Raw genomic sequence first — 22,816 nt, forward strand, 5'->3', positions numbered from 1 at the left:
GGTTTTCCCATGACCCGATCCGTTCAGGCCCTGGCCTACGCACGCCACTCCGCCCTGGAGTCCTCGCCCACCGGAGCCCTGCTGGGGCTGGAAACCTCGGGCGGTCTCACCCCGCGCGGCGCCGAGGCCCATCCCCGGTTCTTCGCCGGTTTCCTCTCCTCGCCGCGCATCGCCGCGCGAGGCCTGCTGGCCGTGGCCGACGTGGCCTCCGCCCGCTACTACCAGCGTTCGCCGGCCGCGTCCCTCGACCCGGTCGTGACGGGGAACGGGGACCGGCTGCGCTTCGAGTCGTTCTCCGGATGCTGCGGGGTGTACGCGCGACTCGACGTGCTGCAGGAGGGCCTCGAAGGGGAGCGGACAGGTCACGGCACGACGAATGTCGATGTCAACAACCCTTTGCGGGAGGCTCTTTCGCGGATAACGGCGGATGACCCGCTGCATCTGCGGGTCGGCCCCGAGGAGATGACGGTCACCACGCTGGACGGGCCGGTGGTGGAGAAGAAGGTTCCGCTGCCGGACCGGTGGCTGCGCGGCTTCGCCGAGGCGCAGGTGGCCTCGGCCGCCTTCGATCTGCGGGCCGAGCTGCCCGCGGCCGAGGCCGTCAGATTCCTCCGTTCCCTGCCCCGCTCCTCGGGAAATGCCTCACGCGGCGCCCGGTGGGTGATCGCCACAGGGACAGGTCTGCGGCCGACGACCCGGCCGGTTCCGGGTGCGGTGTGCCTGCCGGGCCCCGAGCGGCTCGTGGCTCTTCAGCGGGTGCTGCGTCACGCGACGGCTCTGCGGGTGTACGGGCCGGTGGCCGACGGCGTGGCCGCGGCGAGCGCCTGGGAGGTCGTCCTGCCGGGGATGCGTCTCACGCTGACCCTGTCGCCCGAGGCCTCGCGCGGGTTCTCCGGTGAGGGCGGGGTCCTCGAAGCTCTGGCCACCGACGACGCCGCGGCCGACGCCGAGCTGGTCTCGGTGCTGCTGGCCTGGGAGCCCCGGATCGAGCCGGCCGACCTCGCCGAGCAGTCCGGTCTGACGGTCGCGCGGGTACGGGCCGCGCTCACCCGGCTCGGAACCGCGGGCCGGGTGGGCTACGACCTGGCGGACGCCGCGTACTTCCACCGCGAGCTGCCCTACGACGCGGACCGGGCCGAGCGGCACAATCCACGGCTCGTCGACGCCCGGCGGCTCGCCGGTTCGGGCGCGGTGACCCTGGACGGTGACCTGGCTTCCGTCGCCTCGGGCGAGCGAAGGTACCGGGTGCGGGAGCACGAAGGGGTGCTGAGCTGCACCTGCCAGTGGTGGGCGGACTACCGGGGACGCCGGGGCCCGTGCAAACACGCGCTGGCCGTCCGGATGGTCCGCCGCGGCGCAACGGTCTCCGGCGGTGCGCGATGAACGATCTGCTCACCGCGGTACGGGAAGGCCGCAAGCAGGACGTTCCCGCGCTCGTGCTGAAACTGGACCCCGTCGGCCGCAGGGCGGCTCTGACCGAGCTGAAGGCGCTGCGCAAGGAGGCGCAGAGCTGGGAGTGGCAGAAGCACGACAAGATCCAGAAGGCCCTGCTGGTGGCCGGGGCGGGCTGCCACACGGGGGCGGCCGGCTGCGCCGCGTGGATGAGCGGCCGCGCTCTGCGCGACTGGGTGAGAACGCCGTACCCGCTCGTCCTGGAAGCGCTCGCGGACCGTGATCCCGCCTGGCTCGCCGACCTCGCCCACCGGCTGGCCGCGCGGTCGTCCACATCTGAATCCGAGTACTGGTTCATCTCCGAGCTGGCACGGATCGCCCAGTGCCCGGTTCCCGTCACGGACAGTCTGGTGGTGGGCTGGACGGAGAGGGTCGGCTCCGCCCGGTGGCGCAGGGACTCTCCCACGTCATTGCTGGACATCCTGCGCGCCGAACCGCATCTGACCGTTCTCGCGCCGCGGCTCTTCGAACTGCAGGTCCTCCCGCCCCAGGTCGGCTGGTTCGAGGAACCCGACTCCCTCAGACACTGGCCGGCCGCGCTCACCGCGCTGGCGGAGGAAGGCCTGCTGGACCGCGGGATGCTGGTTGACGGGTGCGTGACGCGGCTGCTGCGCGGCGGGAAGCCGGGCGACCAGCGCTGCTTCCTGGTGATGCTCCGCCGGCTCGCCCTGACCGAACAGGAGGAGACGGAGAGGATCGCCGACTGGATGGGCATGGCGGCGGACGGGATCTCGACCGTGGCGGGCCACGCCCAGGAGGTGCTCATACGGCTGGACGGGCTCGGCCTGCTCACCCTGCGGGACCTCGCCGAGGTCTCGGGCTCGGTGCTCTTCCGCAGTGAGAAGAAGCTCGTACGCGGGCAACTGGTGTTTCTGGGAAAGGTGCTGCGCAGAGACGCCTCGACAGCCGGCGAACTGCTGCCGGTCATCGCGGAAGCTCTCGGCCACGAGGACACCGGCATCCAGGAACGGGCACTGAAGCTGATCGCCCGGCACCTCCCCGCCGTGGACGGCGCGCTCCGCGAGGAGCTCGCCCTCGCCGCGGGACAGCTGGGTCCGATGCACCGGTCCGCGGCCGTCGAGCTGTTCGGCGAGCTGCCGGACGAGGCCTCCGGCAGCAGTGCCTACGAGGAGCAGCTGCCGCCCGCACCCGCCCTCCGCCGGCTCGAACCGGCACCGGAGAGTCTCGCCGAGCTCGTCGAGGAGGTGGCGGCTCTGACGGGGTCCGATTCGCGGGAGACCACCGCCTTCGAGCGGGCGCTGGACGGGATGATCCGGCACGCCCGGACGGACCGCACGGCACTCGCCGCCGCGCTCCGCGAGGCGCTGTCCGGACACTGGCTCCTCAGTGGCACCTCGCAGGAGGAGACCGACAGGAGATTCGCGCGGAACCCCCGCGGGCTGGACCTGATCGCGGCCTCCGTGCTCGGACGGGTGTCCCCGGCCATCGTGCGCGACGGAAACGCCCGCTGGACCGGAACGGGGACCTGCACCCATGCCGCGCTGGACGGGGTGCTGTTCGCCCGGATGTGGGAGGCCGCCGCCGCGGTGCGGAGCGGACAGATCCCGTTCCTGCTCGCGACGCCGACCTGGCACACCGGGTCGCTGGACGCACGGGAACTGGTCGAGCGGCTGCGCACCTACCAGCGCCTCGGCGCCGTACCCGGCCCTGCCGACTTCGCCCAGGCACTGCTGCGCGTACGCCGGGCCGGGGAGCTGGAGGCGGCGGAGGGAGCCGCGCTGCTCGGCACCCCGGAGGGCGACCGGCTGGCCGCCTGGATACGTGCCGACGAACCGGTCGCCCGGGTGCTGAGGCACCGCCCGCAGGACGGCCGGCCGTCCTCGGGCAACTGGTGGCAGCGTTCGGCCGCCGGAACGCGGCGGGTCCTCCTCGCCACCAAGGAGCGTCCGGTGATCCAGCGGGAGTTCCCACGCTCCTTCCACTGGCTGGGCCGACCGCATCTCCCCGAGGCGCGTCGGTGCTACCACTGGGAAGGCGCGGGCTCGGAGCACTGGCTCGCCACGCTGCCCGAGGACGGGGAGACCATGGCCGCCTGGCTGATGCCCGACCTGATGCACAGCGCGGACGAGGGTGCGCGAGGCGCGGCCCGGTGGCTGCCCGCGCTCGCCGAGGCCGGCGGACCGGCCGGCGGAGCGATACATCTGGCCCTGGGCTACGGGCTGGGTGCCCGGCACGCCGAGGACCGGCTGTCGGCGGTGGACGCCCTGCTGGTTCTCGCCGCGCAGGGACGGCTGGACGCGCCCCTGCTCGGCCGCGAGCTCTCGATCCTCGTCGACCACGACCTGGTGAAGCTCGGCCGGCTCACGGACTCGGCGCGGACGGCCGCCGCCACCGGCGCGTACCGGACGGTGCTTTCCGTGCTGGTGGAGTTGCTGCCCCCGCTGCTGGCGTACCCCAAGTCTCCGTACGGCCTCGGCGAGACGCTCGCCGTGACCGCGGACTGCGCGGAACGCAGCGGTGCACCAGAGCTCGGGCCGATAGACGGGCTCACCGCCGTGGCCGGACGCAAGAGCTCCTCGCAACTCGTGCGGCAGGCGGGCCGCCTGCTCGCCGTCTGCGGGGCGGAGCCCCGGCCCGTACCCGTCCCGAGCGAGGACAGCCGTGCGACGGAGTCGGAGAGTAGCCGGAATCAGGCCGCGGAATCTGACCAAAAAGCGACGATAGGCGACCAGATCCACACTTAACCCATCAGTCACAAGACGTTCGTGATCAGGCAACACCGCTCGGTCACAGTGAGGTCATGACCGATGTGACATCTGCGAAGAGTGCCCGCCGTCCGCACCACTGGCGGCGGGACCTGATCGAACTGGCCGCCCTGTTCACGGCGGTCGCCGTTGCCGACGCGATCGCCAATCTGATCGGCCACCAGCCGGACGGCCCCTATCTCCTGATCGCCTCGGCCGTGGCGCTCGTGGCCACGGCCACCTTCCACACATGGTGGGCACGGCGTCACAGCCACGCCCCGCCGCCGGGCCCCGGCAGCGGGGCGACGGACTCCGCCACGGATTCCGCCACGGCCCCGGCCAGGAGCTCGGCCATGGGCCCCGTCCCGGCCGACGGGGAGGGAGGACCGTCCCTGTCCACCGGGGAGACGGTGCTGTGGCGGATGCGGACGACCGTACGGGACAGTCCGGGCACCCTGGCCGCGCTGTGCACCGCACTCGCCCGGTTCCGGATCGACATCCTCACCCTGCAGACCCACCCGCTGGCGCAGGGCACCGTCGACGAGTTCCTGCTCCGCGCGCCCGCGACGCTCCAGGCCCAGGAGCTGACCCGGGAGATCTCGGCGGCGGGCGGCAGTTCCACCTGGATCGAACGGGCGGACGCCCACGATCTGGTCGACACCCCGACGAGCGTCCTCGGGCTGGCCACCCGTACCGCGCTCGACGCGGCGGAACTCCCCCTGGCACTGCGCCGGCTGCTCGGCCGGTGCACGATCCACTCGCTGCCCGCGGTATCGGCAACCGGACGACCCACCGGTGAGAGCGCACCCGTGGAGGGCGTGCTGGAGGAGACCGTGATGCGGCTGCGCGACCCGTCCGGCGGGGTGATCACCGTCGAACGTCCGTATCTGCCCTTCACACCGACCGAGTTCGCCCGCGCCCGCGCGCTGGTCGAGCTCGACGCCCGGCTCGGCCCCCGGGTCCCGCGCAGCCGGGCCGTGCTCACCCTCCCCGAGGGCAACGAGATCACCGTGCGCCGCGCGGACCGCGGCGACCTCGCCGCCGCCCGCGCCATGCACGACCGCTGCTCCGAGCGCACGCTCGGCCTGCGCTACCACGGTCCGGTCCGTGACGCGGACCGGTACCTGGACCACCTGCTGAGCCCGCGCTTCGGCCGGACCCTCGCCGTGCAGACCGCCTCCGGCCGCCTGGTGGCGCTCGGCCATCTCCTCTGGGACGGCGACGAGACCGAGGTCGCACTCCTCGTCGAGGACGACTGGCAGCGACGGGGAATCGGATCGGAACTGCTCGGCCGCCTGGTGGCACTCGCCGTGGAGGCGGGCTGCGAGAGCGTGTACGCCGTGACGCAGTCCCGCAACACCGGCATGGTCGCGGCCATGCGCGCGCTCGGGCTGCCCCTCGACTACCAGATCGAGGAAGGCACCCTGGTCATCACCGCCCGGCTGAGGACCGCTCCGGCTGTTCCCGGCGCCGCTGCCGCTCCCGCAGCAGCGACTGCTCCGGCAACTACGACGGCTCCGACAGCAGTTCCCGGCCGGCCGAACGGTCCCGGTCCGCGGGGAGGGCAGGTCCCTCGCTGAGCGCCTGGCACAGATCCGCCCACAGATCCTCGACGTCCTCCAGGCCGACCGACATGCGCAGCAGCCGGTCCCCCACACCGGACGCCTGTCGGTCTCCCTCATCCACAATGCGGTGGCTGATGGAGGCCGGATGCTGGATCAGCGAGTCCACACTGCCCAGGCTGACGGCGGGCGTGATGAGCCGTACCCCCGCGATCACGCGGTGCGGATCCCCGTACACCTCGAACGAGACCATCGCCCCGCCCAGCGCCGGGTAGTGCACCCGTGAGATCCGCGGGTCGGCGGTGAGGCGGCGGGACAGCTCGGCCGCGCTCGCCGACGCCGCCCGGACACGCACCGGCAGCGTGGAGAGCCCGCGCAGCAGCAGGTAGCCGGCCAGCGGATGCAGCACGCCACCCGTGGCGAACCGCACCTGGCGCAGCCGGGCCGCGAACTCCTCGTCGCAGGCCACGACTCCGCCCATCACATCCCCGTGCCCGCCCAGGTACTTGGTCGCGCTGTGCAGGACGATCCGGGCGCCGTGCTCGGCCGGCCGCTGGAGCACAGGAGTGGCGAAGGTGTTGTCGACGAGCAGCGGCACGGACCCGCAGGAGTGGGCGACGGCCCGGATGCCGACCTCCGCGAGGGTGGGGTTGGCCGGTGTCTCGACCATCACCAGGCCGGTGTCGGGCCGGATCGCGTCAGCGATGCCGGCCGGATCGGTCCAGGTCACCTCGGTGCCCAGCAGTCCCGCACCCAGCAGATGGTCGCTGCACCCGTAGAGGGGGCGGACGGCCACCACATGGCGCAGCCCCATGCTCGAACGGGCCAGCAGGACGGCCGTCAGCGCCGCCATTCCGCTGGCGAACGCGACAGCGCTGTCGGTCCCCTCCAGCTGGGCCAGGGCCGTCTCGAAACGAGCGGTGGTCGGGTTGTCCAGCCGGGCGTAGACCGGCGGGCCGTCCGGCCGGGCGCCGGTCGTGGCGAAGGCGTCGATCCGTTCGGCCTCGCCCCGGGAGTCGTACGAGGGATAGGTGGTGGACAGGTCGAGCGGTGGGGCGTGCAGTCCGAGTGAGGCGAGATCGTCGCGTCCGGCGTGCACGGCTTCGGTGGCCAGCGCCCTGGACCGGGATGGGGCCGGGGGCGTCATCGAGACTTCGTTGTCCATGGGCCCACCCTGAACACCTACCGGATGGTAGGGGCAAAAGCCCGTGCTACGTTCGCCCGATGGCCGAATCTGTCGCTTTGGATCCGGTGGATCTGCACATTCTGCGACTGCTGCAGAACGATGCACGGACCACGTACCGCGAACTCGCCGCCGAAGTGGGTGTGGCGCCCTCCACCTGCCTGGACCGGGTGACCCGGCTGCGCCGCTCGGGTGTGATTCTCGGCCATCAGCTGCGGCTCGACCCCGCCATGCTCGGCCGGGGTCTGGAGGCCCTGCTCCTGGTGCAGGTCCGGCCGCACCGCCGGGAACTCATCGGCCCGTTCGTCGAGCGGATCAGGGCGCTGCCGGAGTCCCGTGCGCTGTTCCACCTCACCGGCCCCGACGACTATCTCGTCCATGTCGCGGTCGCCGGCACGGCGGATCTGCAACGGCTCGTGCTGGACGAGTTCACCTCGCGCCGTGAGGTGGCCCGGGTGGAGACCCGGCTGATCTTCCAGCAGTGGGAGTGCGGTCCGCTGCTGCCACCGTCCGAGGGGCAGCCGGGCGGAGGGAAGCCGCCTGTGGGGAAGCCGGCCGGCGGGAAGCCGGGCAGCGGGAAGCCGGGCAGCGGGAAGCCGGGCAGCGGCTCCTGACGGCCGCAAAAAACGCGGTTCCGGACGCCCGAGCCCGAATGATGGTGACGCGGAGGGCCCCGCCGTACGAGGATGTCCGCATGTCAGACACATCGAGCCGCGCGCTGCCCCGCCAGGTCGCCGACGCCTACGTCGACGCACTCATCGAACTCGACCCGATCACGGGCACCTATCTGGGTGTGCCGGAAAGCTCGCGCCGCCTGCCCGATTTCTCACCGGCCGGTCAGGCCGCCCTCGCCGCCCTCGCCCGCGCCACCCTGGCGGAACTCGACGCCGCGGAGCAGGTGCCCGGCGCCGACAGCGACGCGGAACGCCGCTGCGGACGGCTGCTGCGTGAACGCCTGACGGCCGAACTCGCCGTCCATGACGCCGAGGAGGGGCTGCGGGCCGTCTCCAACATCCATTCGCCCGCCCACAGCGTCCGTGAGGTGTTCACGGTCACCCCGACCGAGACCGACGAGGACTGGGCAGCGGTGGTGGACCGCCTGCGCGCGGTTCCCGCAGCGCTGGAGGGGTACCGGGCCTCGCTGGCGCTCGGCCTGGAGCGCAAGCTCTACGGCGGGCCGCGCCCGACCGCCACCTTCATCGAGCAGCTGGCGGAGTGGAGCGGAAGCGACGGCCCGTCGTTCTTCGAGGACTTCGCCGCTCCCGGTCCCGCCGCGCTGCGCGCGGACCTGGACGACGCAGCCCGGCAGGCGACGGAAGCGGTCGTGGCACTGCGGGAGTGGATGAGTGAGGTCTACGCCCCCGCGATCGAGGGTGCGCCCGACACCGTGGGCAGGGAGCGCTATGCCCGCTGGTCCCGCCAGTTCAACGGCACCGATCTGGATCTCGACGAGGCGTACGCGTACGGCTGGGCCGAATACCACCGGCTGCTCGCCGAGATGAAGACGGAGGCCGACAAGATCCTGCCCGGCGCGGGTCCCTGGGAGGCGCTCGCCCACCTCGATGTGCACGGCAAGCACATCGAGGGCGTCGAGGAGGTCCGGGACTGGCTGCAGAGCCTGATGGACGAGGCGATCGAGGCACTCGACGGCACCCACTTCGAACTCGCCGAGCGGGTACGGAAGGTGGAGTCCCGGATCGCCCCGCCGGGGGGCGCGGCCGCGCCGTACTACACCGGTCCGTCCGAGGACTTCTCGCGCCCCGGCCGCACCTGGCTGCCGACCATGGGCGAGACCCGCTTCCCGGTGTACGACCTGGTCTCCACCTGGTACCACGAGGGTGTTCCCGGCCATCACCTGCAGATCGCCCAGTGGACTCATGTCGCCGACAGCCTGTCCCGCTACCAGGCGTCCGTGGGGGAGGTCAGCGCGAACGCCGAGGGATGGGCGCTGTACGCGGAGCGCCTGATGGACGAGCTGGGTTTCCTGCCCGACGCGGAACGGCGGCTCGGCTATCTGGACGCCCAGATGATGCGGGCCTGCCGGGTGATCGTGGACATCGGCATGCACCTGGAGCTGGAGATCCCGGCGGACTCGCCGTTCCATCCGGGTGAGCGCTGGACACCCGATCTGGCCGAGGAGTTCTTCGGCAGCCACAGCGGCCGTCCGGCGGACTTCGTGGCGAGCGAGCTGACCCGCTATCTGTCGATGCCGGGGCAGGCCATCGGCTACAAGCTGGGCGAGCGCGCCTGGCTGCTCGGCCGGGAGAACGCCCGCAAGGCGCACGGCGACGCGTTCGACCTCAAGGCCTGGCACATGGCCGCGCTGTCGCAGGGTTCGCTGGGTCTGGACGACCTGGTGGACGAGCTGTCGAAGCTCTGACGGTCCGAGGGTCCGACGAGTAGTCGACGCCCCGACGCGGGCTCATGGCACCCCGGTCCGGTACGCCGGTCCGGGGTGCCATGAGCCCGGTCGCCGTCGGTCGGCAGCCGCTCGATGAGCCACCTGGAGGAGGTCGCGGGCCGGATCGGTGCCCTCGGCTGCGTCACCACCGGCGTCGTCCACTCCTCGCCACCGCCCCGGCGGGCGATCAGTCTCCGAGCCCTCAGGTCACCCGGTGGCGCACCGCTGACCCGTTCCGCTCCTTCACCACTTCGAGCTGGGCGGGGATCCGGCGGCGCAGATCGGCGACATGGCTGACGATGCCGACGCTGCGGTCCCGCTCGCGCAGCGAGTCCAACACGTCGAGCACCTCGTCCAGGGTCTGGTCGTCCAGGCTGCCGAAGCCCTCGTCGATGAAGAGCGTGTCCAGCCCGGCGCCGCCCGCCTCGTCGGTGACGACATCGGCGAGGCCGAGTGCCAGGGCGAGCGAGGCGAAGAACGTCTCGCCCCCGGAGAGCGTGGCCGTATCGCGCTCGCGGCCCGTCCAGGCGTCGACGACATGCAGGCCGAGTCCCGACCGGCGGCCTCCGGCGCGGGCATCGGAGTGGACCAGGGTGTAACGGCCCGAGGACATCCGCTGAAGCCGGGCGGTGGCGGCCGCGGCCACCTGTTCGAGGCGGGCGGCGAGTACGTACGCCTCCAGGCGCATCTTGCGCTCGTTGTCGGCGGCGGTGCCCGCGGTCAGCCCGGCGAGCCGCGCGACACGCTCGTACTCCTGGCGCACCGGGCCCAGCCCCCGGACCTCCTCGGCTGCTCGCCGCGAGAGACGGCCGAGTTCGGCGCAGCGCTCCTCCGCGGCGGCGAGCGCCGTCGCGGTGTCGCGCAGCAGACGCTCGGACCGGTCGTACGCGGCCTGCGCGAGGTCCGGCGCCGCCCGCGGGCGCTCGGCGGCAGCTCGCGCGTCGTGTTCGGCGCGCCGGTCGGCCACCGCGGCTGCCTCGGCCTGCCAGGCGTCGATCCGTTGCTGGAGGTCGCGCTGGCCGACGGCGTCGAGCAGGGTCTCCGCGGCCTCCTGCGGGGTGCTGAAACCCGCGCGGAAGGCAGCGTCGGAGAGCCGGTCGTCGGCCTCCTTGCGCCGTTGCGCCGCGTCCTGTTCGGTGCGTACGGCCGCCGCCGCCCCGGCGAGGAGCGCGACCCGGCGGGCGAGCAGGTCGGCGTGCGCGGCGACGGAGTCCGACTCCCCCCGGGCCATGACGAGTCCGGCTTCCAGCGCGGACTGCTCACGGTCGAGCGCCTCCCGCTGGGAGGTCCGGGCGGCGGCCCTCCGCTCGGCCTGCTGCTGCTCGTCGAGGCGGCCCAGGTGCTCCCGCTCGGCCGCGGCGAGGGCCTCGCGCGCGGCGTGCGTCCCGGCCGCGAGGCGGTGCGCCTCGGCATGCTCGCGCGCCAACCGGTCCACGAGCGCTTCCAGTTCGGCGGCCGCGGGGTCCACGGCCGAGGCACGAGCGGCATCGCCCGGCCCCGGCCCCGCTCCGGCTCCGGCCCCCGCTCCGGCTCCGGCTCCGGCTCCGGCGGCATCAGGCTCTTCCGCGGCTTCCGCACGCGCCGCGGTGTGCCGTTCGCGTACGACTCCCAGCGCGTGCTCCGCCCGGGCACGCGCCTCCTCCGCGTGCCGGTGGGCGGCGAGGGCCGCCTCCTCCGTCGCCCGGTCGACATGGCCGTCGCCCGCGCTGGCCGGCGCCGGGTGCTCGGCCGAGCCGCACACCGTGCAGGCCGCACCGTCGACGAGTTCGGCCGCCAGCTCCGCCGCGATGTCCCGCAGGCGCCGCTCGCGCAGGCCCAGCCAGGTCTCATGGGCGGCGAGGGCGCGTTCGCGGGCCTCGTCCAGCCGGTGGCGGGCGGACGCCGCCTCGACGGCCAGTGTGTCGCGGCGGCGTGCGGCGTCCAGCCTCCTGCGGGCCGGGGCCAGACGCCCCGCCACCTGTTCGGCGCGGGTCGCCGACTCCTGTGCCGTTTCGATCCGCTCCCGCAGGGTCCGGTGGGCGGTGTCCCAGCCGGCCAGCCAGCCGGCCGCTTCCTGGATCAGGTCGTCGTCGGCCCGGGACTGCCGTTCCAGCCGGCTCCGTTCGGCGTCGATCTCCGCGCTGCGGCGTTCGGCGCGGCGGGCGGCATCGAGTCCGCCGAGCTCCTGGCGCAACCGGCGCTCCAGTTCGGCGAGCTGCTCCGCGCCCGCGTCGCGCAGACCTCCGGGCAGCAGGGCACGGGAGCGCTCGCGGGCCTCGTTCGCCGTGCGGTAGGCCCGTTCGGCCTCGTCGCGGAGCTCCAGGGCCGGTGCGACCCGGTCCGCCTTGCGGGCACGCTCCAGACGCTCGTGCCGGCGGTCCCGCCCGGGGCGCCGCTCCTCCAGCGCCGCGGCGCGCCGCAGGGTCTCCTCGTACCGCTGCTGGAGCCTCGCCAGCTCGCGTTCCGTGTCCAGTGCGCGGCGGGCGGTGTCCCGTTCCCCCTCCACCGCGGACAGGACGGAACGGGCGATGTCGAGCCGTTCGCGCGCCGTGCTGCGGGCGATGGCGGCCCACTCCAGTACGTCCTCGGCCAGTCCCGGCTCTCCCGGCTGCGCGCCGGGCGGTGGGACCTCGTCGGCCGCGGGGCCGGCGGCCTGGGCGAGACGCTGGGCGACGGCGAGGATCTTCTCGTCCCCCGCCTTCACCCTGGCCTCGGCGCCGCGTCGCAGTTCGGCGAGGCGCTCCTCCACGGCGGCGAAGCGCCGGGTGTCGAAGAGCCGCCCGAGGAGTCTGCCGCGGGCCTCCGCGTCGGCGCGCAGGAAGCGGGCGAAGTCGCCCTGGGGCAGCAGCACGACCTGGCAGAACTGGTCCCGGCTCATCCCGATGAGCTGGGTGATCTCCTCGCCGATCTCCTGGTGGGAGCGGCTGAGGGCCCGCCAGCCGTGCTCGGCGTCGTACTCGCGCAGCCAGCTCTGCGCCTTCTCCGTCGTGAAGCCGTCGCCCTTCTTCTTGGGGCGGGGCTGGGCGGGCCTGCGGGTGATTTCGAGGCGGCGGCCCCCGACGGTCATCTCCAGCAGGACCTCGGTCGGCAGCCCCGCGGGCGCGTGGTCGCTGCGCAGGGAGGTGCCGGGGCTCTGGCGGGCGCCGGGAACCGCGCCGTACAGGGCGTAGCAGACTGCGTCCAGCACCGAGGTCTTCCCGGCTCCGGTCGGTCCGTGCAGCAGGAAGAGGCCGGCCGAGCTGAGCGCGTCGAAGTCGACTTCCTGGGTGGCGCCGAAGGGGCCGAAGGCGGTGAGGGTGAGGCGGTGCAGTCTCAACGCGACACCTCGTGCACGCCGTCGTCCACCCGTACGTCGTCGAAGGCCTCGCGCAGCACGGTGCGCTCCCGGTCGTCGGGCCCGGTGCCGCCCCGGACATGGGCCACGAAGTCCTCCGCGATCTGGTGGTCGTCGCGCCCCTTGAGCCGCTGGGCGTAGGAGGCGTGGGGGTCCTCGGGGGCGCGGTCCGGGTCGAGGACCAGGCTGAGGATGTGCGGGAAGCGCCGAGCGAGGCGGACCATCGGCTCGGCGGGGCGTGCCGGGTCGGTGAGAGTGGCCTCGACCCACGCGTTCTCGTGCCGCTCCAGGGCCGGGTCCTCGATCAGGGTGTCCAGACGGCCGCGGATCCGGGCGAGAGGCCGCGGGACCGGGCAGTCGACGCGTTCGGCGGTGAGGCCGCCCGAGCCGTCGAGGTCGATCAGCCACATGGTCTTGCGGTGGTCGGCCTCGGAGAAGGAGTACGCGAGGGGAGAACCGGAGTAGCGGATGCGCTCGGTGACCACCTGGCTGCCGTGCAGGTGGCCCAGGGCCACGTAGTCGATGCCTTCGAAGACTCCGGCCGGAACGGCGGCGACCCCGCCGACGGTGATGTCGCGCTCGCTGTCGCTGGGGCGGCCTCCCGCGACGAAGGCGTGTGCGAGGACCACGGACCGGGTGGCGCCGCTCCCGGTGGCACCGGACCGGGCGGCAAGGTCCGCGCGGACCTTGTCCATGGCGGCGCCGAGGACGGCCTCGTGGCCGGCCTTCGCGGCTCCCAGGGTGTCCTTGACGAGGGCGGGTTCCAGATAGGGCAGGCCGTAGAACGCCACGTCGCCGTGGTGGTCGGACAGCACGACGGGGGTGGCGCAGCCCTCGGGGTCGGTACGCAGATGGATGCCCGCCCGCCCGAAGAGGCCCGCGCCGACGCCGAGCCGGCGCGCCGAGTCGTGGTTGCCGGAGATCATGACGGTCGGGACGCCCGCGTCGGCGAGCCGGTGCAGCGCGGTGTCGAAGAGTTCGACGGCGGCCAGCGGCGGCACGGCACGGTCGTAGACGTCGCCGGCGACCAGCACCACATCGACGTCCCGCTCCCGCACGGTCGCCACCAGGTGATCGAGGCAGGCGGCCTGCGCGTCGAGCAGCGGGACACGGTGGAAGGACCGTCCCAGGTGCCAGTCCGAGGTGTGCAGAATCCTCAAGACATCACTCCGCCGACTCCGACCTGCATGTTTCTCGTCCTCCACCCCATGGGCCGGGCCGGCCCCGCACCGGATCCGGGCCGGTCCGGCCCGTGATCACGCTGTCAGCACCGACCACGCTAACGCCGGTGCGCCCCGGAACCCGCATCGATCACGGTTTTCCCCGGGCCGGGTGCGGTGTCAGGCATCGCCGTACGCCTCGCCGCCCAGCACCAGCGTCGCCGATCCGGCGGTCGCGTCGGCCAGCCAGGCCGTGAACGCCGGGACGTCGGAGTCCGGGAGTCCGATCTCGATGGTGACGGCCTCCGCGTACCGCACCTCGCGCACGTTCCGGCCGGTGGCGCGCAGATCGTTCTCCAGCTTGCCCGCCCGCTGGTGGTCGACGGTGACCGTCGCGAGCCGGAACCGCTGCCGGGTGAGGGTGCCGAGTTCGTCGAGTGCTTCGCCGACCACTCCCCCGTACGCCCGGATCAGACCGCCGGCGCCGAGTTTCACACCGCCGTAGTAGCGGGTGACGACCGCGACGACGTAGCGCACCTCGCGGCGCAGCAGCATCTGGAGCATGGGGACACCGGCGGTGCCGCCGGGCTCGCCGTCGTCGCTCGCCTTCTGTACGGAGGCGTCGGCGCCGATCACGTACGCGAAGCAGTTGTGTGTGGCGGTGGGGTGTTCCCTGCGGACACGTGCGACGAACTCCTGCGCCTCCTGTTCGGTGGCGGCGGGGGCGAGCGCGCAGAGGAAGCGTGATCGGTTGATCTCGGTCTCGTGCACGCCCGCGCGGGCGACTGTCCGGTACTGCTCCTGCATCCGGCCACCCTATGCGCCGGTGTCCGGGTGCGTCCGGGCGGGAATGGCGCGCGGGGATCGTCCGTTGTCCGGGCATGTACGCAGACGAAGCGACGATCCGGCGGATCCTTCGGCACTCGGGCGACACCTGGGCGGTGGTGGGCCTGTCCAACAACCGTTCGCGGGCTGCCTACGGCGTCGCCGAGGTGCTCCGGCGCTTCGGCAAGCGGGTGGTGCCCGTGCATCCCGGGGCGCAGCCGGTACACGGCGAACAGGGGTACGCCTCGCTGGCGGAGATCCCGTTCCCGGTGGATGTGGTGGATGTCTTCGTCAACAGCGAGCTGGCGGGCGGGGTCGCGGACGAGGCGGTCGCGGTGGGCGCGAAGGCGGTGTGGTTCCAGCTGGGGGTGACGGACGAGCAGGCGTACGAGCGCACGCGTGCGGCCGGGCTCGACATGGTCATGGACAGGTGCCCCGCCATCGAGATCCCGCGGCTGGCGCCCGGGGCCTGAGAGCCTGTCGGGGTGGCATGGCACCTGCCCCGGGACGGGAAGAATGCCCACCGTGAGCGTTCCTCTCGACGGTGACCTGGCCGCCGCCCACCTGGCCGCACTGGGCGTACGGCCGGGCGACGTCCTGATCGTGCACGCCTCGCTGCGGGCGGTGGGGCCGGTCGACGGGGGCGCGCGGACGATGGTGGACGCCCTGCGCCGGGTCCTCGGGCCGGCGGGGACGCTGGTGGTTCCCGCCTTCACCCCGGAAAATTCCGACACCTCCCCGCACTACCGCGAGCGCGTGGACGGGCTGAGCGCCGAGGCCCGGGAGGCGGTGCGCGCGTCGATGCCGCCCTTCGACCGGGACACCTCGGCGGCACCGTCCATGGGACGCCTCGCCGAGACCGTCCGGACCATGCCGGGGGCCGGGCGCAGCGGGCACGCGCAGACCTCGTTCGCGGCGATCGGCCCGGCGGCGGGCGAGCTGCTCGCGGGGCACCGCGCCGACTGCCATCTCGGGGAGGACTCACCGCTGGCCCGGCTGTACGAGGCCGATGCCCACATCCTGATGCTGGGAACCGGCTTCGACACCTGCACCGCCTTCCACCTGGGCGAGTACCGGCTCCCCGATCCGCCCCGCCGCCGCTACAGCTGTGTGGTGACCCGCGAGGGCCTGCGGCAGTGGTGGGAGTACGAGGACGTCGACCTGGACGACAGCGACTTCGGGGGCCTGGGGGCGGCCTTCGCCGGTGCGGCCGGCGAGGGGACCGTGCGCCTCGGCCGGGTGGGATCGGCGCCCTGCCGCCTCGTGCGCCTCACCCCGGCCGTGGACTTCGCCACCGGCTGGCTCGCCGCCCACCGGCCGGTCCGGGGCTGAGGCTCCGGTGTCCTCCTGCCCGGGGCACCGGGAGCGGGCACGCGGCTCAGACGCCGAGGCCCTCCACCAGGACGGCGCCGGGCAGGGCGGCGAAGGCCTTGCCGGGGACGATCGGCTTGCCGCGCCGTGTGCCGCTGCCGATCAGTACCCACTCCTCGTCGACGACCGCGGGGCCGAGCGGCAGCGGCCAGGAGGCGGGCCGTCCGATCGGGGCGAACGACGCCTTGCGGGCTCCGAGGTGGCGGCGTGCGGCGCCGTCCCCCGGGCCGTCCCGGAGTACGGACGGCTCAGCGTGCGGGCGGGACCGGGACGGGACGGCCCCTGGTCGGCTCGGCCGGATCGGTGCCGTCGTCGCGGACCACACGCGCACGGCAGCCGGCCCCGCTACCCGGTGCCCGGTGACTCCTCCAGCCGGGCCAGCGCCAGCAACTGCTCGGAGGTGACGCCCGCCGGGATCGGTACGGGAGCCGGTGTACGCAGCGGCGGCTGCCAGCCCCGGTCCGGATCCCAGCTGCGTACGACACGCGCCGGCGCCCCCGCCACCACCGCGTGGTCGGGGACCTCGCCCCGGACGACCGCGCCCGCCGCCACCACCACATTGCGGCCGAGCCTGGCGCCGGGCAGGACCACCGCGCCCGTACCTATCCAGCAGCCGGGGCCGATCTCGACCGGCTCCATCCGCGGCCACTGCTTGCCGACGGGCTCGTGCGGGTCGTCGTAGCTGTGGTTGGTCGAGGTGATGTAGACATACGGACCGCAGTACGTGTCCGGGCCGATCGTCACCGTCGTATCGGCGATGACATGGCTCCCGCGGCCGAGCACCACTCCGTCACCGAGGGTCAGTATCGGGTCGGGTCCCAGATCCAGGCCGGGCATCATCCCGGCCGTGAGCGTCACCTGCTCACCGATGACGCAGTGCTCGCCGAGCACGATCCACGGCTCACCGAACACCGTGCCCTGCGGGAACGCGAGCCGGGTCCCCGTACCTATCCGGCCGAACCGCAGCCTCCCGGGGTGCTGGGCGGTGACCGCGCCGGACTCCCGCATCCAGGCCCAGCCGCGGTGGACGGCGCGGGAGGCGGCGCGGCGGCGCCAGCGGGCGAGGGCGGAGAACACGTTCCGGTTGTTCGGCACGGGCTCACGGTAGTCGGCGGCGCATCGGCCCATCCGTGCGGTGACCTGTGATGTTCACCCCACCCCCGGGGCTGGCGGAGAACCCGCGCCTACCGTTTCCATGGCATGAGCGCACCACACCGGAGCACGGAGGAGCAGGCCATGGCGGAACAGGCGTTGATCACGGGTATGGGCGGCAAGGAGCCGGACATCGACGCGGATGCCTTTGTGGCACCGACCTCCGTGGTGATCGGGGAGGTGACTCTGGCCCCGGGCTCCAGCGTCTGGTACCAGGCCGTGCTGCGCGCCGACTGCGGCCCGATCACGCTCGGACCGGACAGCAATATCCAGGACAACTGCAGCGTGCACACCGACCCCGGGTTCCCGCTCACGGTGGGGGCGCGGGTCTCCGTCGGTCACAACGCGGTGCTGCACGGCTGCACGATCGAGGACGACGTGCTGGTCGGCATGGGTGCGACGGTGCTCAACGGGGCGCACATCGGCGCCGGTTCACTGGTCGCCGCGCAGGCGCTGGTCCCGCAGGGAATGCGCGTACCGCCGGGTTCGCTCGTCGCGGGAGTGCCCGCCAAGGTGAAGCGGGCACTGACCGAGGAGGAACGCGAAGGCATCAGGTTCAACGCGGCCGGTTATGTGGAGCTGGCCAAGGCGCACCGCGCCGCCCACGAGGACTGAGGACGGCTTCCCGGCGGCCGAAGCGGGCCTGTCACCGGTTCCGCGCCGCCGGCCCGTCCGCCGTTCCGCGCCGCGGGTCAGTCCGCGGCCGGGACGGCCGCCGGTTCGGCCACCGGGTGCCCGCCGGACTGCGCCGCCGCCTTCTTCGCCCGGTTCCTCAGCACCAGCATCGACGCCAGCCCGCAGATCACGGCGAACACCAGCCCCAGCCATGAGAATCGCTTGAGCCAGGCCTCGGCGACGACTCCCACCGAGTAGATGACGGCCGTGGTGCCGCCCGCCCAGACGATGCCGCCGAGCACGTTGGCGGTCAGGAACTTCCAGTACGGCATCCGCAGGACTCCGGCCAGCGGCCCGGCGAAGATCCGCAGCAGGGCGACGAAGCGGCCGAAGAACACGGCCCACATGCCCCACTTCTCGAACGAGCGCTCCGCCATGGCGATCTGCGCCTCACCGAAGTGCTTGGGAAATCTCCGCCCCAGCCGGGCGAGCAGCGGCCGGCCGCCCCTGCGGCCGATGGCATAGCCGATCGAGTCCCCGATGATCGCACCGGCCGTCGCACAGGCGCCGAGCACCACCGGGTCGATCTCACCGTGCTGGGAGGCGAGCAGCGCCGAGCTGACGAGGATGATCTCGCCGGGCAGCGGAATGCCCAGGCTCTCCAGCCCGATCACGACCCCCACGAGGAGGTAGACGCTGATCGCGGGAACCGTCTCCAGCCACTCCTGGACGTGCAACGCCGGTGCCTCCCGTACGGGTTGTCGGCCGCGGGTGCCGCGGCGCAGGCGGGAAGCCTACCGGTCCGCGGCAGCGCGAAGGGCCGCCGCGCCTCCCCCGCCGGGAGCACGACGGCCCGTTCGCCACCCGCTGTCCGAGTGACCGTCAGCTGTTCGGGCGCAGCGTCCAGACCACGGTCATCCCGCCCGTCACCGCGCCGTCGGCCCGCTGGATCTCGATGCCCACGGGGAACTCGGGCCGCTTGCCCTCGTCCAGTTCGGCGACCACCTCGGCGACGGGGCGGCCGAGGGTCGCGGTGGCGGTGACCTCTCCCATCGCCAGCTTCCTGTAGCCGATCTCCGCCTTCACCGCGAGCGGTACGGCGCGGGTCATCTGGTCGCCGAACGCGGCTATGACGATCGCGCCGCTGGCCGATTCGGCGAGCGTGAACATCGCTCCGGCGTGCGGGCCGCCGACGTGGTTGTGGTATTCCGCCTGGTCCGGCAACCGCACGACCGCGCGTTCGGCGGTCGTCTCCAGGAATTCGAGGTTGAGGGTCCGGGCCATCGGAACCGTCGCGACGAGCATCTCTCCGACGGTCATCTGTTCAGCGCTCATGGCCCGAATGTTACTCACGGGTAGGACTGTTTGGCCATCCCCCCGCAGGGGCGGCCGTGGCAGCGGGGGCGCCGCCCCTCTATGGTTACTGGCCATGTGGCCAGGACAGCAGCCGCCCGGGGGCGAGCAAAACCCGCAGGACCAGAATCAGAACCCGTACCAGCAGCCGGGGTACCAGCAGCCGAATCCCTATCAGCAGCCGGGATATCAGCAGCAGGGCCGGCCGGGGTACCCGCAGGGGCAGCCCGGTCAGCAGCAGGGTTACCCACAGCCCAACCCGTACCAGCAGCCGACCGTGACGGCTCCCGCCGTTCCGGGGCCGCCCGGGGGGCCGCAGCCCGACGACAAGAAGAAGACGACCGTCGTCGCCGTCGTCGCGGCGGCGGCGGTCGTCGTGGCCGCCGTGGTCACCGGGGTCGTCGTGATGAACAAGGACGACGACAAGGGCACGACGGTCGCGGACGACAAGAAGTCGTCCTCGCCCAGCGCCGAGGTGTCCGGTTCCCCCTCCGCACCCGTGGAGAACCCGCGGGGCGCCGGCGGGGAGGCCAAGCCCCTGATCCCGGGCTGGAAGGTCGTCACCAACCCCAAGTGGGGGACCCAGTTCGACGTCCCGGGTGACTGGGAGGTCGCGGGCACGGGTGTGTTCGCGGGCTTCGAGAACGCCAAGAAGCCCGAGGGGCCGCCCGCCGTCGGTTTCTCCGCACCCGCCTACTACAAGAGCAAGTGGTGCGTCGACGACTCCGACAAGGACGGCACCAAGGAGGACACCGGTCTGGCCGGTGTCGGGACCAAGGGCGCCCAGGGTGCCAAGAGCACCGACGAGGCCGCCACGAACGAGGCGGGCAACTGGGTGTGGGCCGCCTACGCCCAGACCGAGCCCAAGGGCACCGTCAAGGTCGGCAAGCCCAAGCCGTTCACCACGAAGTCGGGCCTGTCCGGAAGCGTCGTGACGGCCACCGCGTCCGGGGTGTCCAAGAAGGAGAAGTGCGACACCGACGGCAAGTCGATCGCCTTCACCTTCAAGAACGCCAAGAGCGAGTACTCGACCTGGGTGCTGTACGCCAACGCGGCGGTCAAGGACGAACTCCCCGACACCACGATCCAGCAGATCCTCAGCACGGTGCGGCTCGCGGAGACCACGCCCTGAGCCGCCCATGACGCGGCCGCCGGCCGCCGGCAGCACGCGAACGGCCGACACCGCCGCGATCATCACGGGCCGCTCCCTCAGGGCTCACCGGTCGCGGCGGCGTCCGCCGTTCCCGTACGGACCCGGCACGCGCCCCTCAGCCGATGCTGAACGCCCCGTCCGGCGGTACGGGTGAGGCGACCGCGTCCTCGTCCGCGACCGGCTCCGCCGCGCCGATGAGCCGTACGAGGGCATCGCCGTACTCGACCCTGGCCGGAAAGGCGTCGGCGGCGCAGCGGCGGGTGAGCGCCGCCGTGTCGACCGGCGTGTGCGAGGCGATGAGCACGACGTTGCCGAACCTCCGGCCGCGCAGCACGGCCGGTTCGGCGATCAGCGCCAGCTCGGCGAAGACCGTGGCGAAGGTGGCGAGCTGCGAACGCAGAAAGCCGAACGGTGCGCCGTCGGCCAGATTGGCGGCGTAGAGCCCGTCCGCGCGCAGGGCCCGTCCGGCGGCCCTCGCGTACTCGACGGAGGTCAGATGGGCGGGGACCCGGGAGCCGCCGAACACATCCGCGACCAGGACATCGGCCGAGCCCGGCGCGGCCCGCTCCAGCCACCCCCGGGCGTCGGTGCCGTGGACCGTGATGCCGCTGCCCTCCGGCACCGGAAGGTGCTCCCCGACCAGGTCCAGCAGTGCGTGGTCCGCCTCGGCCACGTGCTGCCGTGATCCGGGCCGGGTCGCCGCGACGTAGCGGGGCAGGGTGAGGGCGCCGCCGCCCAGGTGCACCACATCGAGCGGGGTACCGGGTACGGCGGCGCAGTCGACGGCGTGGGCGAGCCTTCGGACGTACTCGAATTCGAGGTACGTCGGGTCGTCGAGGTCGACATAGGACTGGGGCGCGTCATCGACCGTCAGCAGCCAGGCCCGCTCGCGGTCCACATCGGGCAGCAGGCGGGCGGTGCCGCGGTCGACGTCGCGGATGACGGGTATCGGCTCGTTCACTCCCCCATTGTGCGGCGTGGTCCGCGCTGTTCCGCACCGCGCGGCCCGACGCGGTCCCCCCGTGGACCCGCCTCCCGCGGACTGCGGGGGCGGGTTCACGAGTCCCGGACCGTCAGAGCAGTCCGGTGACCGTACCGGCGCCGACGGTGCGGCCGCCCTCGCGGATCGCGAAGCCGAGGCCGGCCTCCAGCGGGATGTCACGGCCCAGCTCGACGGTCATGGTGACCGTCTCGCCGGGGCGCGCGACCGCCGCCCCGCCGAGGTCCACGTCCCCGACGACGTCCGCCGTGCGGATGTAGAACTGCGGCCGGTAGCCGGTGCCGATGGCGGTGGTCCGGCCGCCCTCCCGCGCCGACAGGACGTACACCTGCGCGGTGAACCGGCGGCTCGGGGTCAGGCTGCCCGGCGCCGCCACCACATGACCGCGGCGGACCCGGTCGCGCTCCACTCCGCGCAGCAGCAACGCCACGTTGTCGCCGGCCTCGGCGGACTCCATCGGCTTGCCGAAGGTCTCCAGGCCGGTGACGACCGTGTCGATGTCCGCGCCGAGCACGGCCACCCGGTCGCCGACGCGGACGGTGCCGCGCTCCACGGCGCCGGTGACGACCGTGCCCCGGCCGGTAATGGTCAGGACGTTCTCCACGGGCAGCAGGAACGGCGCGTCGGTGTACCGCACCGGCATCGGTACGTATGTGTCGACGGCGTCCAGCAGCCCCTCGATCGCGGCGGTCCACCGGGGGTCGCCCTCCAGCGCCTTGAGGCCGGAGACCCGCACCACGGGCACGGTGTCGCCGCCGTAGCCGTGCGCGGAGAGCAGCTCGCGGACCTCCAGCTCGACCAGGTCGGCCAGCTCCGGGTCGCCCGCGTCGGCCTTGTTGAGGGCGACGACGATGTGGTCGACCCCCACCTGACGGGCGAGCAGAACGTGCTCGGCGGTCTGCGGCATGATCCCGTCGAGCGCGGAGACGACGAGGATCGCCCCGTCGAGCTGCGCCGCACCGGTGACCATGTTCTTGATGTAGTCGGCGTGGCCGGGCATGTCGACATGCGCGTAGTGCCGGGTGTCGGTCTCGTACTCGACGTGCGCGATGTTGATGGTGATGCCGCGCTGGGCCTCCTCGGGCGCCCGGTCGATCCGGTCGAACGACACATAGGAGGTACTGCTGCCGCCGCGCTCGCTGAGCACCTTGGTGATGGCGGCGGTGAGCGTGGTCTTGCCGTGGTCGACATGGCCCATGGTGCCGATGTTGAGGTGCGGCTTGGTCCGTACGTATGCCGTCTTGGGCATGGCTCGTTCCTTCGGAGAATCGAAGCTGAGTGCAGAAGACCCCCAGGTCCCGCCGACCCTCCCCTTGCGGGGTCCGCCGGACTGTCGGGGGAGGGTCAGCTTCGGGTGCCGCCGATGGGCGCCGCCGCGCAGGAGATCGCGGCGGGGACGGCGGCTGCGGCGGTGACCGCGACAGCGCTCACGGCAGCCTTCGGCGCGTCCGCGACCGCGGACGGCGCTGCGAGGAAGGCGTACCGGAACATGCCCCGATGATGGCCCGGCGGCGCGGCCGCGTCGAATGGTTTTCGGTGGCCGGGAGCTGCTCCGCGCATCCCTGGGGAAC

19 protein-coding genes and 2 pseudogenes are annotated in these 22,816 nt (G+C 73.0%); 10 read left to right on the forward strand and 11 right to left on the reverse strand.

The window, feature by feature from the left end; all coding sequences use genetic code 11:
- The first annotated feature begins 9 nt into the window (after positions 1–9).
- The 3 genes from OHA98_RS25130 to OHA98_RS25140 all read left to right on the forward strand — a co-directional run bounded on the left by OHA98_RS25130 (position 10) and on the right by OHA98_RS25140 (position 5,737).
- Positions 10–1,383 (forward strand): SWIM zinc finger family protein, encoded by a 1,374-nt coding sequence (locus tag OHA98_RS25130; protein ID WP_266929007.1) that lies wholly within the window; start codon positions 10–12, stop codon positions 1,381–1,383.
- Positions 1,380–4,157: a DUF6493 family protein gene (locus OHA98_RS25135; protein WP_266929008.1), complete on the forward strand. Its 2,778-nt coding sequence runs from the start codon at positions 1,380–1,382 to the stop codon at positions 4,155–4,157. Before OHA98_RS25130 ends, OHA98_RS25135 begins: the two co-directional genes overlap by 4 nt.
- 65 nt (positions 4,158–4,222) lie before the next feature.
- Positions 4,223–5,737, forward strand: a complete 1,515-nt coding sequence (locus OHA98_RS25140) for a GNAT family N-acetyltransferase (protein WP_266930898.1) — start codon at positions 4,223–4,225, stop codon at positions 5,735–5,737.
- Here the strand turns inward: OHA98_RS25140 and OHA98_RS25145 are convergent.
- On the reverse strand, positions 5,664–6,884 hold the full coding sequence (locus tag OHA98_RS25145) for a PLP-dependent aspartate aminotransferase family protein (RefSeq protein ID WP_266929009.1): 1,221 nt from the start codon (positions 6,882–6,884) through the stop codon (positions 5,664–5,666). The two genes, OHA98_RS25140 and OHA98_RS25145, sit on opposite strands and share 74 nt — an antisense overlap.
- 59 nt (positions 6,885–6,943) lie before the next feature.
- Between OHA98_RS25145 and OHA98_RS25150 the strand changes: the two genes are divergently transcribed.
- The 3 genes and pseudogenes from OHA98_RS25150 to OHA98_RS25160 form a co-directional block, all read left to right on the forward strand.
- Positions 6,944–7,516, forward strand: coding sequence for an Lrp/AsnC family transcriptional regulator (locus OHA98_RS25150; RefSeq protein ID WP_266929010.1), 573 nt, complete (start codon positions 6,944–6,946; stop codon positions 7,514–7,516).
- Between the two features lie 80 nt (positions 7,517–7,596).
- Positions 7,597–9,282, forward strand: a complete 1,686-nt coding sequence (locus OHA98_RS25155) for a DUF885 domain-containing protein (RefSeq protein ID WP_266929011.1) — start codon at positions 7,597–7,599, stop codon at positions 9,280–9,282.
- 99 nt (positions 9,283–9,381) lie between these two features.
- Positions 9,382–9,600 (forward strand): annotated as a pseudogene (locus tag OHA98_RS25160) (hypothetical protein); the annotation flags it as partial.
- Here OHA98_RS25160 and OHA98_RS25165 read toward each other — a convergent pair.
- The 3 genes from OHA98_RS25165 to OHA98_RS25175 all read right to left on the reverse strand — a co-directional run bounded on the left by OHA98_RS25165 (position 9,506) and on the right by OHA98_RS25175 (position 14,583).
- Positions 9,506–12,598, reverse strand: a complete 3,093-nt coding sequence (locus OHA98_RS25165) for an SMC family ATPase (protein ID WP_266929012.1) — start codon at positions 12,596–12,598, stop codon at positions 9,506–9,508. The pseudogene OHA98_RS25160 and the gene OHA98_RS25165 overlap by 95 nt on opposite strands.
- Positions 12,595–13,776 carry an exonuclease SbcCD subunit D gene (locus OHA98_RS25170; protein ID WP_266929013.1) on the reverse strand — a complete coding sequence of 394 codons (1,182 nt, stop codon included), beginning with the start codon at positions 13,774–13,776 and terminating at the stop codon, positions 12,595–12,597. Before OHA98_RS25170 ends, OHA98_RS25165 begins: the two co-directional genes overlap by 4 nt.
- Before the next feature lie 180 nt (positions 13,777–13,956).
- The gene (locus tag OHA98_RS25175) at positions 13,957–14,583 is read right to left on the reverse strand and encodes a YigZ family protein (protein ID WP_266929014.1); all 627 of its coding nucleotides are present in this window, start codon (positions 14,581–14,583) and stop codon (positions 13,957–13,959) included.
- A 74-nt stretch (positions 14,584–14,657) separates the two neighbouring features.
- Here OHA98_RS25175 and OHA98_RS25180 point away from each other — a divergent pair, with 74 nt between their 5' ends.
- Both OHA98_RS25180 and OHA98_RS25185 read left to right on the forward strand, forming a co-directional pair.
- Positions 14,658–15,074: a CoA-binding protein gene (locus OHA98_RS25180; RefSeq protein WP_266929015.1), complete on the forward strand. Its 417-nt coding sequence runs from the start codon at positions 14,658–14,660 to the stop codon at positions 15,072–15,074.
- A 43-nt stretch (positions 15,075–15,117) separates the two neighbouring features.
- Positions 15,118–15,933, forward strand: a complete 816-nt coding sequence (locus OHA98_RS25185) for an aminoglycoside N(3)-acetyltransferase (RefSeq protein ID WP_266929016.1) — start codon at positions 15,118–15,120, stop codon at positions 15,931–15,933.
- 46 nt (positions 15,934–15,979) lie between these two features.
- On the opposite strand, the pseudogene OHA98_RS25190 reads toward OHA98_RS25185, so the two are convergent.
- Both OHA98_RS25190 and OHA98_RS25195 read right to left on the reverse strand, forming a co-directional pair.
- Positions 15,980–16,192 (reverse strand): annotated as a pseudogene (locus tag OHA98_RS25190) (hypothetical protein); the annotation flags it as partial.
- Positions 16,193–16,317: 125 nt separating this feature from the next.
- The gene (locus OHA98_RS25195; protein WP_266929017.1) at positions 16,318–17,067 is read right to left on the reverse strand and encodes a DapH/DapD/GlmU-related protein; all 750 of its coding nucleotides are present in this window, start codon (positions 17,065–17,067) and stop codon (positions 16,318–16,320) included.
- A gap of 141 nt (positions 17,068–17,208) precedes the next feature.
- Between OHA98_RS25195 and OHA98_RS25200 the strand changes: the two genes are divergently transcribed.
- Positions 17,209–17,739 (forward strand): gamma carbonic anhydrase family protein, encoded by a 531-nt coding sequence (locus OHA98_RS25200; protein WP_266930899.1) that lies wholly within the window; start codon positions 17,209–17,211, stop codon positions 17,737–17,739.
- A 77-nt stretch (positions 17,740–17,816) separates the two neighbouring features.
- Here the strand turns inward: OHA98_RS25200 and OHA98_RS25205 are convergent, their stop codons facing one another.
- Together OHA98_RS25205 and OHA98_RS25210 are read right to left on the reverse strand one after the other, a co-directional pair.
- The gene (locus OHA98_RS25205) at positions 17,817–18,476 is read right to left on the reverse strand and encodes a DedA family protein (protein ID WP_266929018.1); all 660 of its coding nucleotides are present in this window, start codon (positions 18,474–18,476) and stop codon (positions 17,817–17,819) included.
- Positions 18,477–18,621: 145 nt separating this feature from the next.
- Positions 18,622–19,059, reverse strand: a complete 438-nt coding sequence (locus OHA98_RS25210) for a DUF4442 domain-containing protein (protein WP_266930901.1) — start codon at positions 19,057–19,059, stop codon at positions 18,622–18,624.
- A 109-nt stretch (positions 19,060–19,168) separates the two neighbouring features.
- Between OHA98_RS25210 and OHA98_RS25215 the strand changes: the two genes are divergently transcribed.
- A complete protein-coding gene (locus OHA98_RS25215; protein ID WP_266929019.1) occupies positions 19,169–20,224 on the forward strand; it encodes a hypothetical protein in 1,056 nt (351 codons plus the stop codon).
- Positions 20,225–20,360: 136 nt separating this feature from the next.
- On the opposite strand, the gene OHA98_RS25220 is transcribed toward OHA98_RS25215, so the two are convergent.
- From OHA98_RS25220 to OHA98_RS25230, 3 genes are all read right to left on the reverse strand, one after another.
- Positions 20,361–21,206, reverse strand: coding sequence for a spermidine synthase (locus OHA98_RS25220; RefSeq protein ID WP_266929020.1), 846 nt, complete (start codon positions 21,204–21,206; stop codon positions 20,361–20,363).
- Between the two features lie 112 nt (positions 21,207–21,318).
- Positions 21,319–22,494 (reverse strand): elongation factor Tu, encoded by a 1,176-nt coding sequence (gene tuf, locus OHA98_RS25225; protein WP_266929021.1) that lies wholly within the window; start codon positions 22,492–22,494, stop codon positions 21,319–21,321.
- Positions 22,495–22,589: 95 nt separating this feature from the next.
- Entirely contained in the window at positions 22,590–22,736 is a 147-nt protein-coding gene (locus OHA98_RS25230) for a hypothetical protein (protein ID WP_266929022.1), read from the reverse strand.
- Between the last annotated feature and the right edge of the window lie 80 nt (positions 22,737–22,816).

Origin of the sequence: Streptomyces sp. NBC_00654 (assembly GCF_026341775.1) — a bacterium.
In the GTDB taxonomy this organism is placed as follows: domain Bacteria; phylum Actinomycetota; class Actinomycetes; order Streptomycetales; family Streptomycetaceae; genus Streptomyces.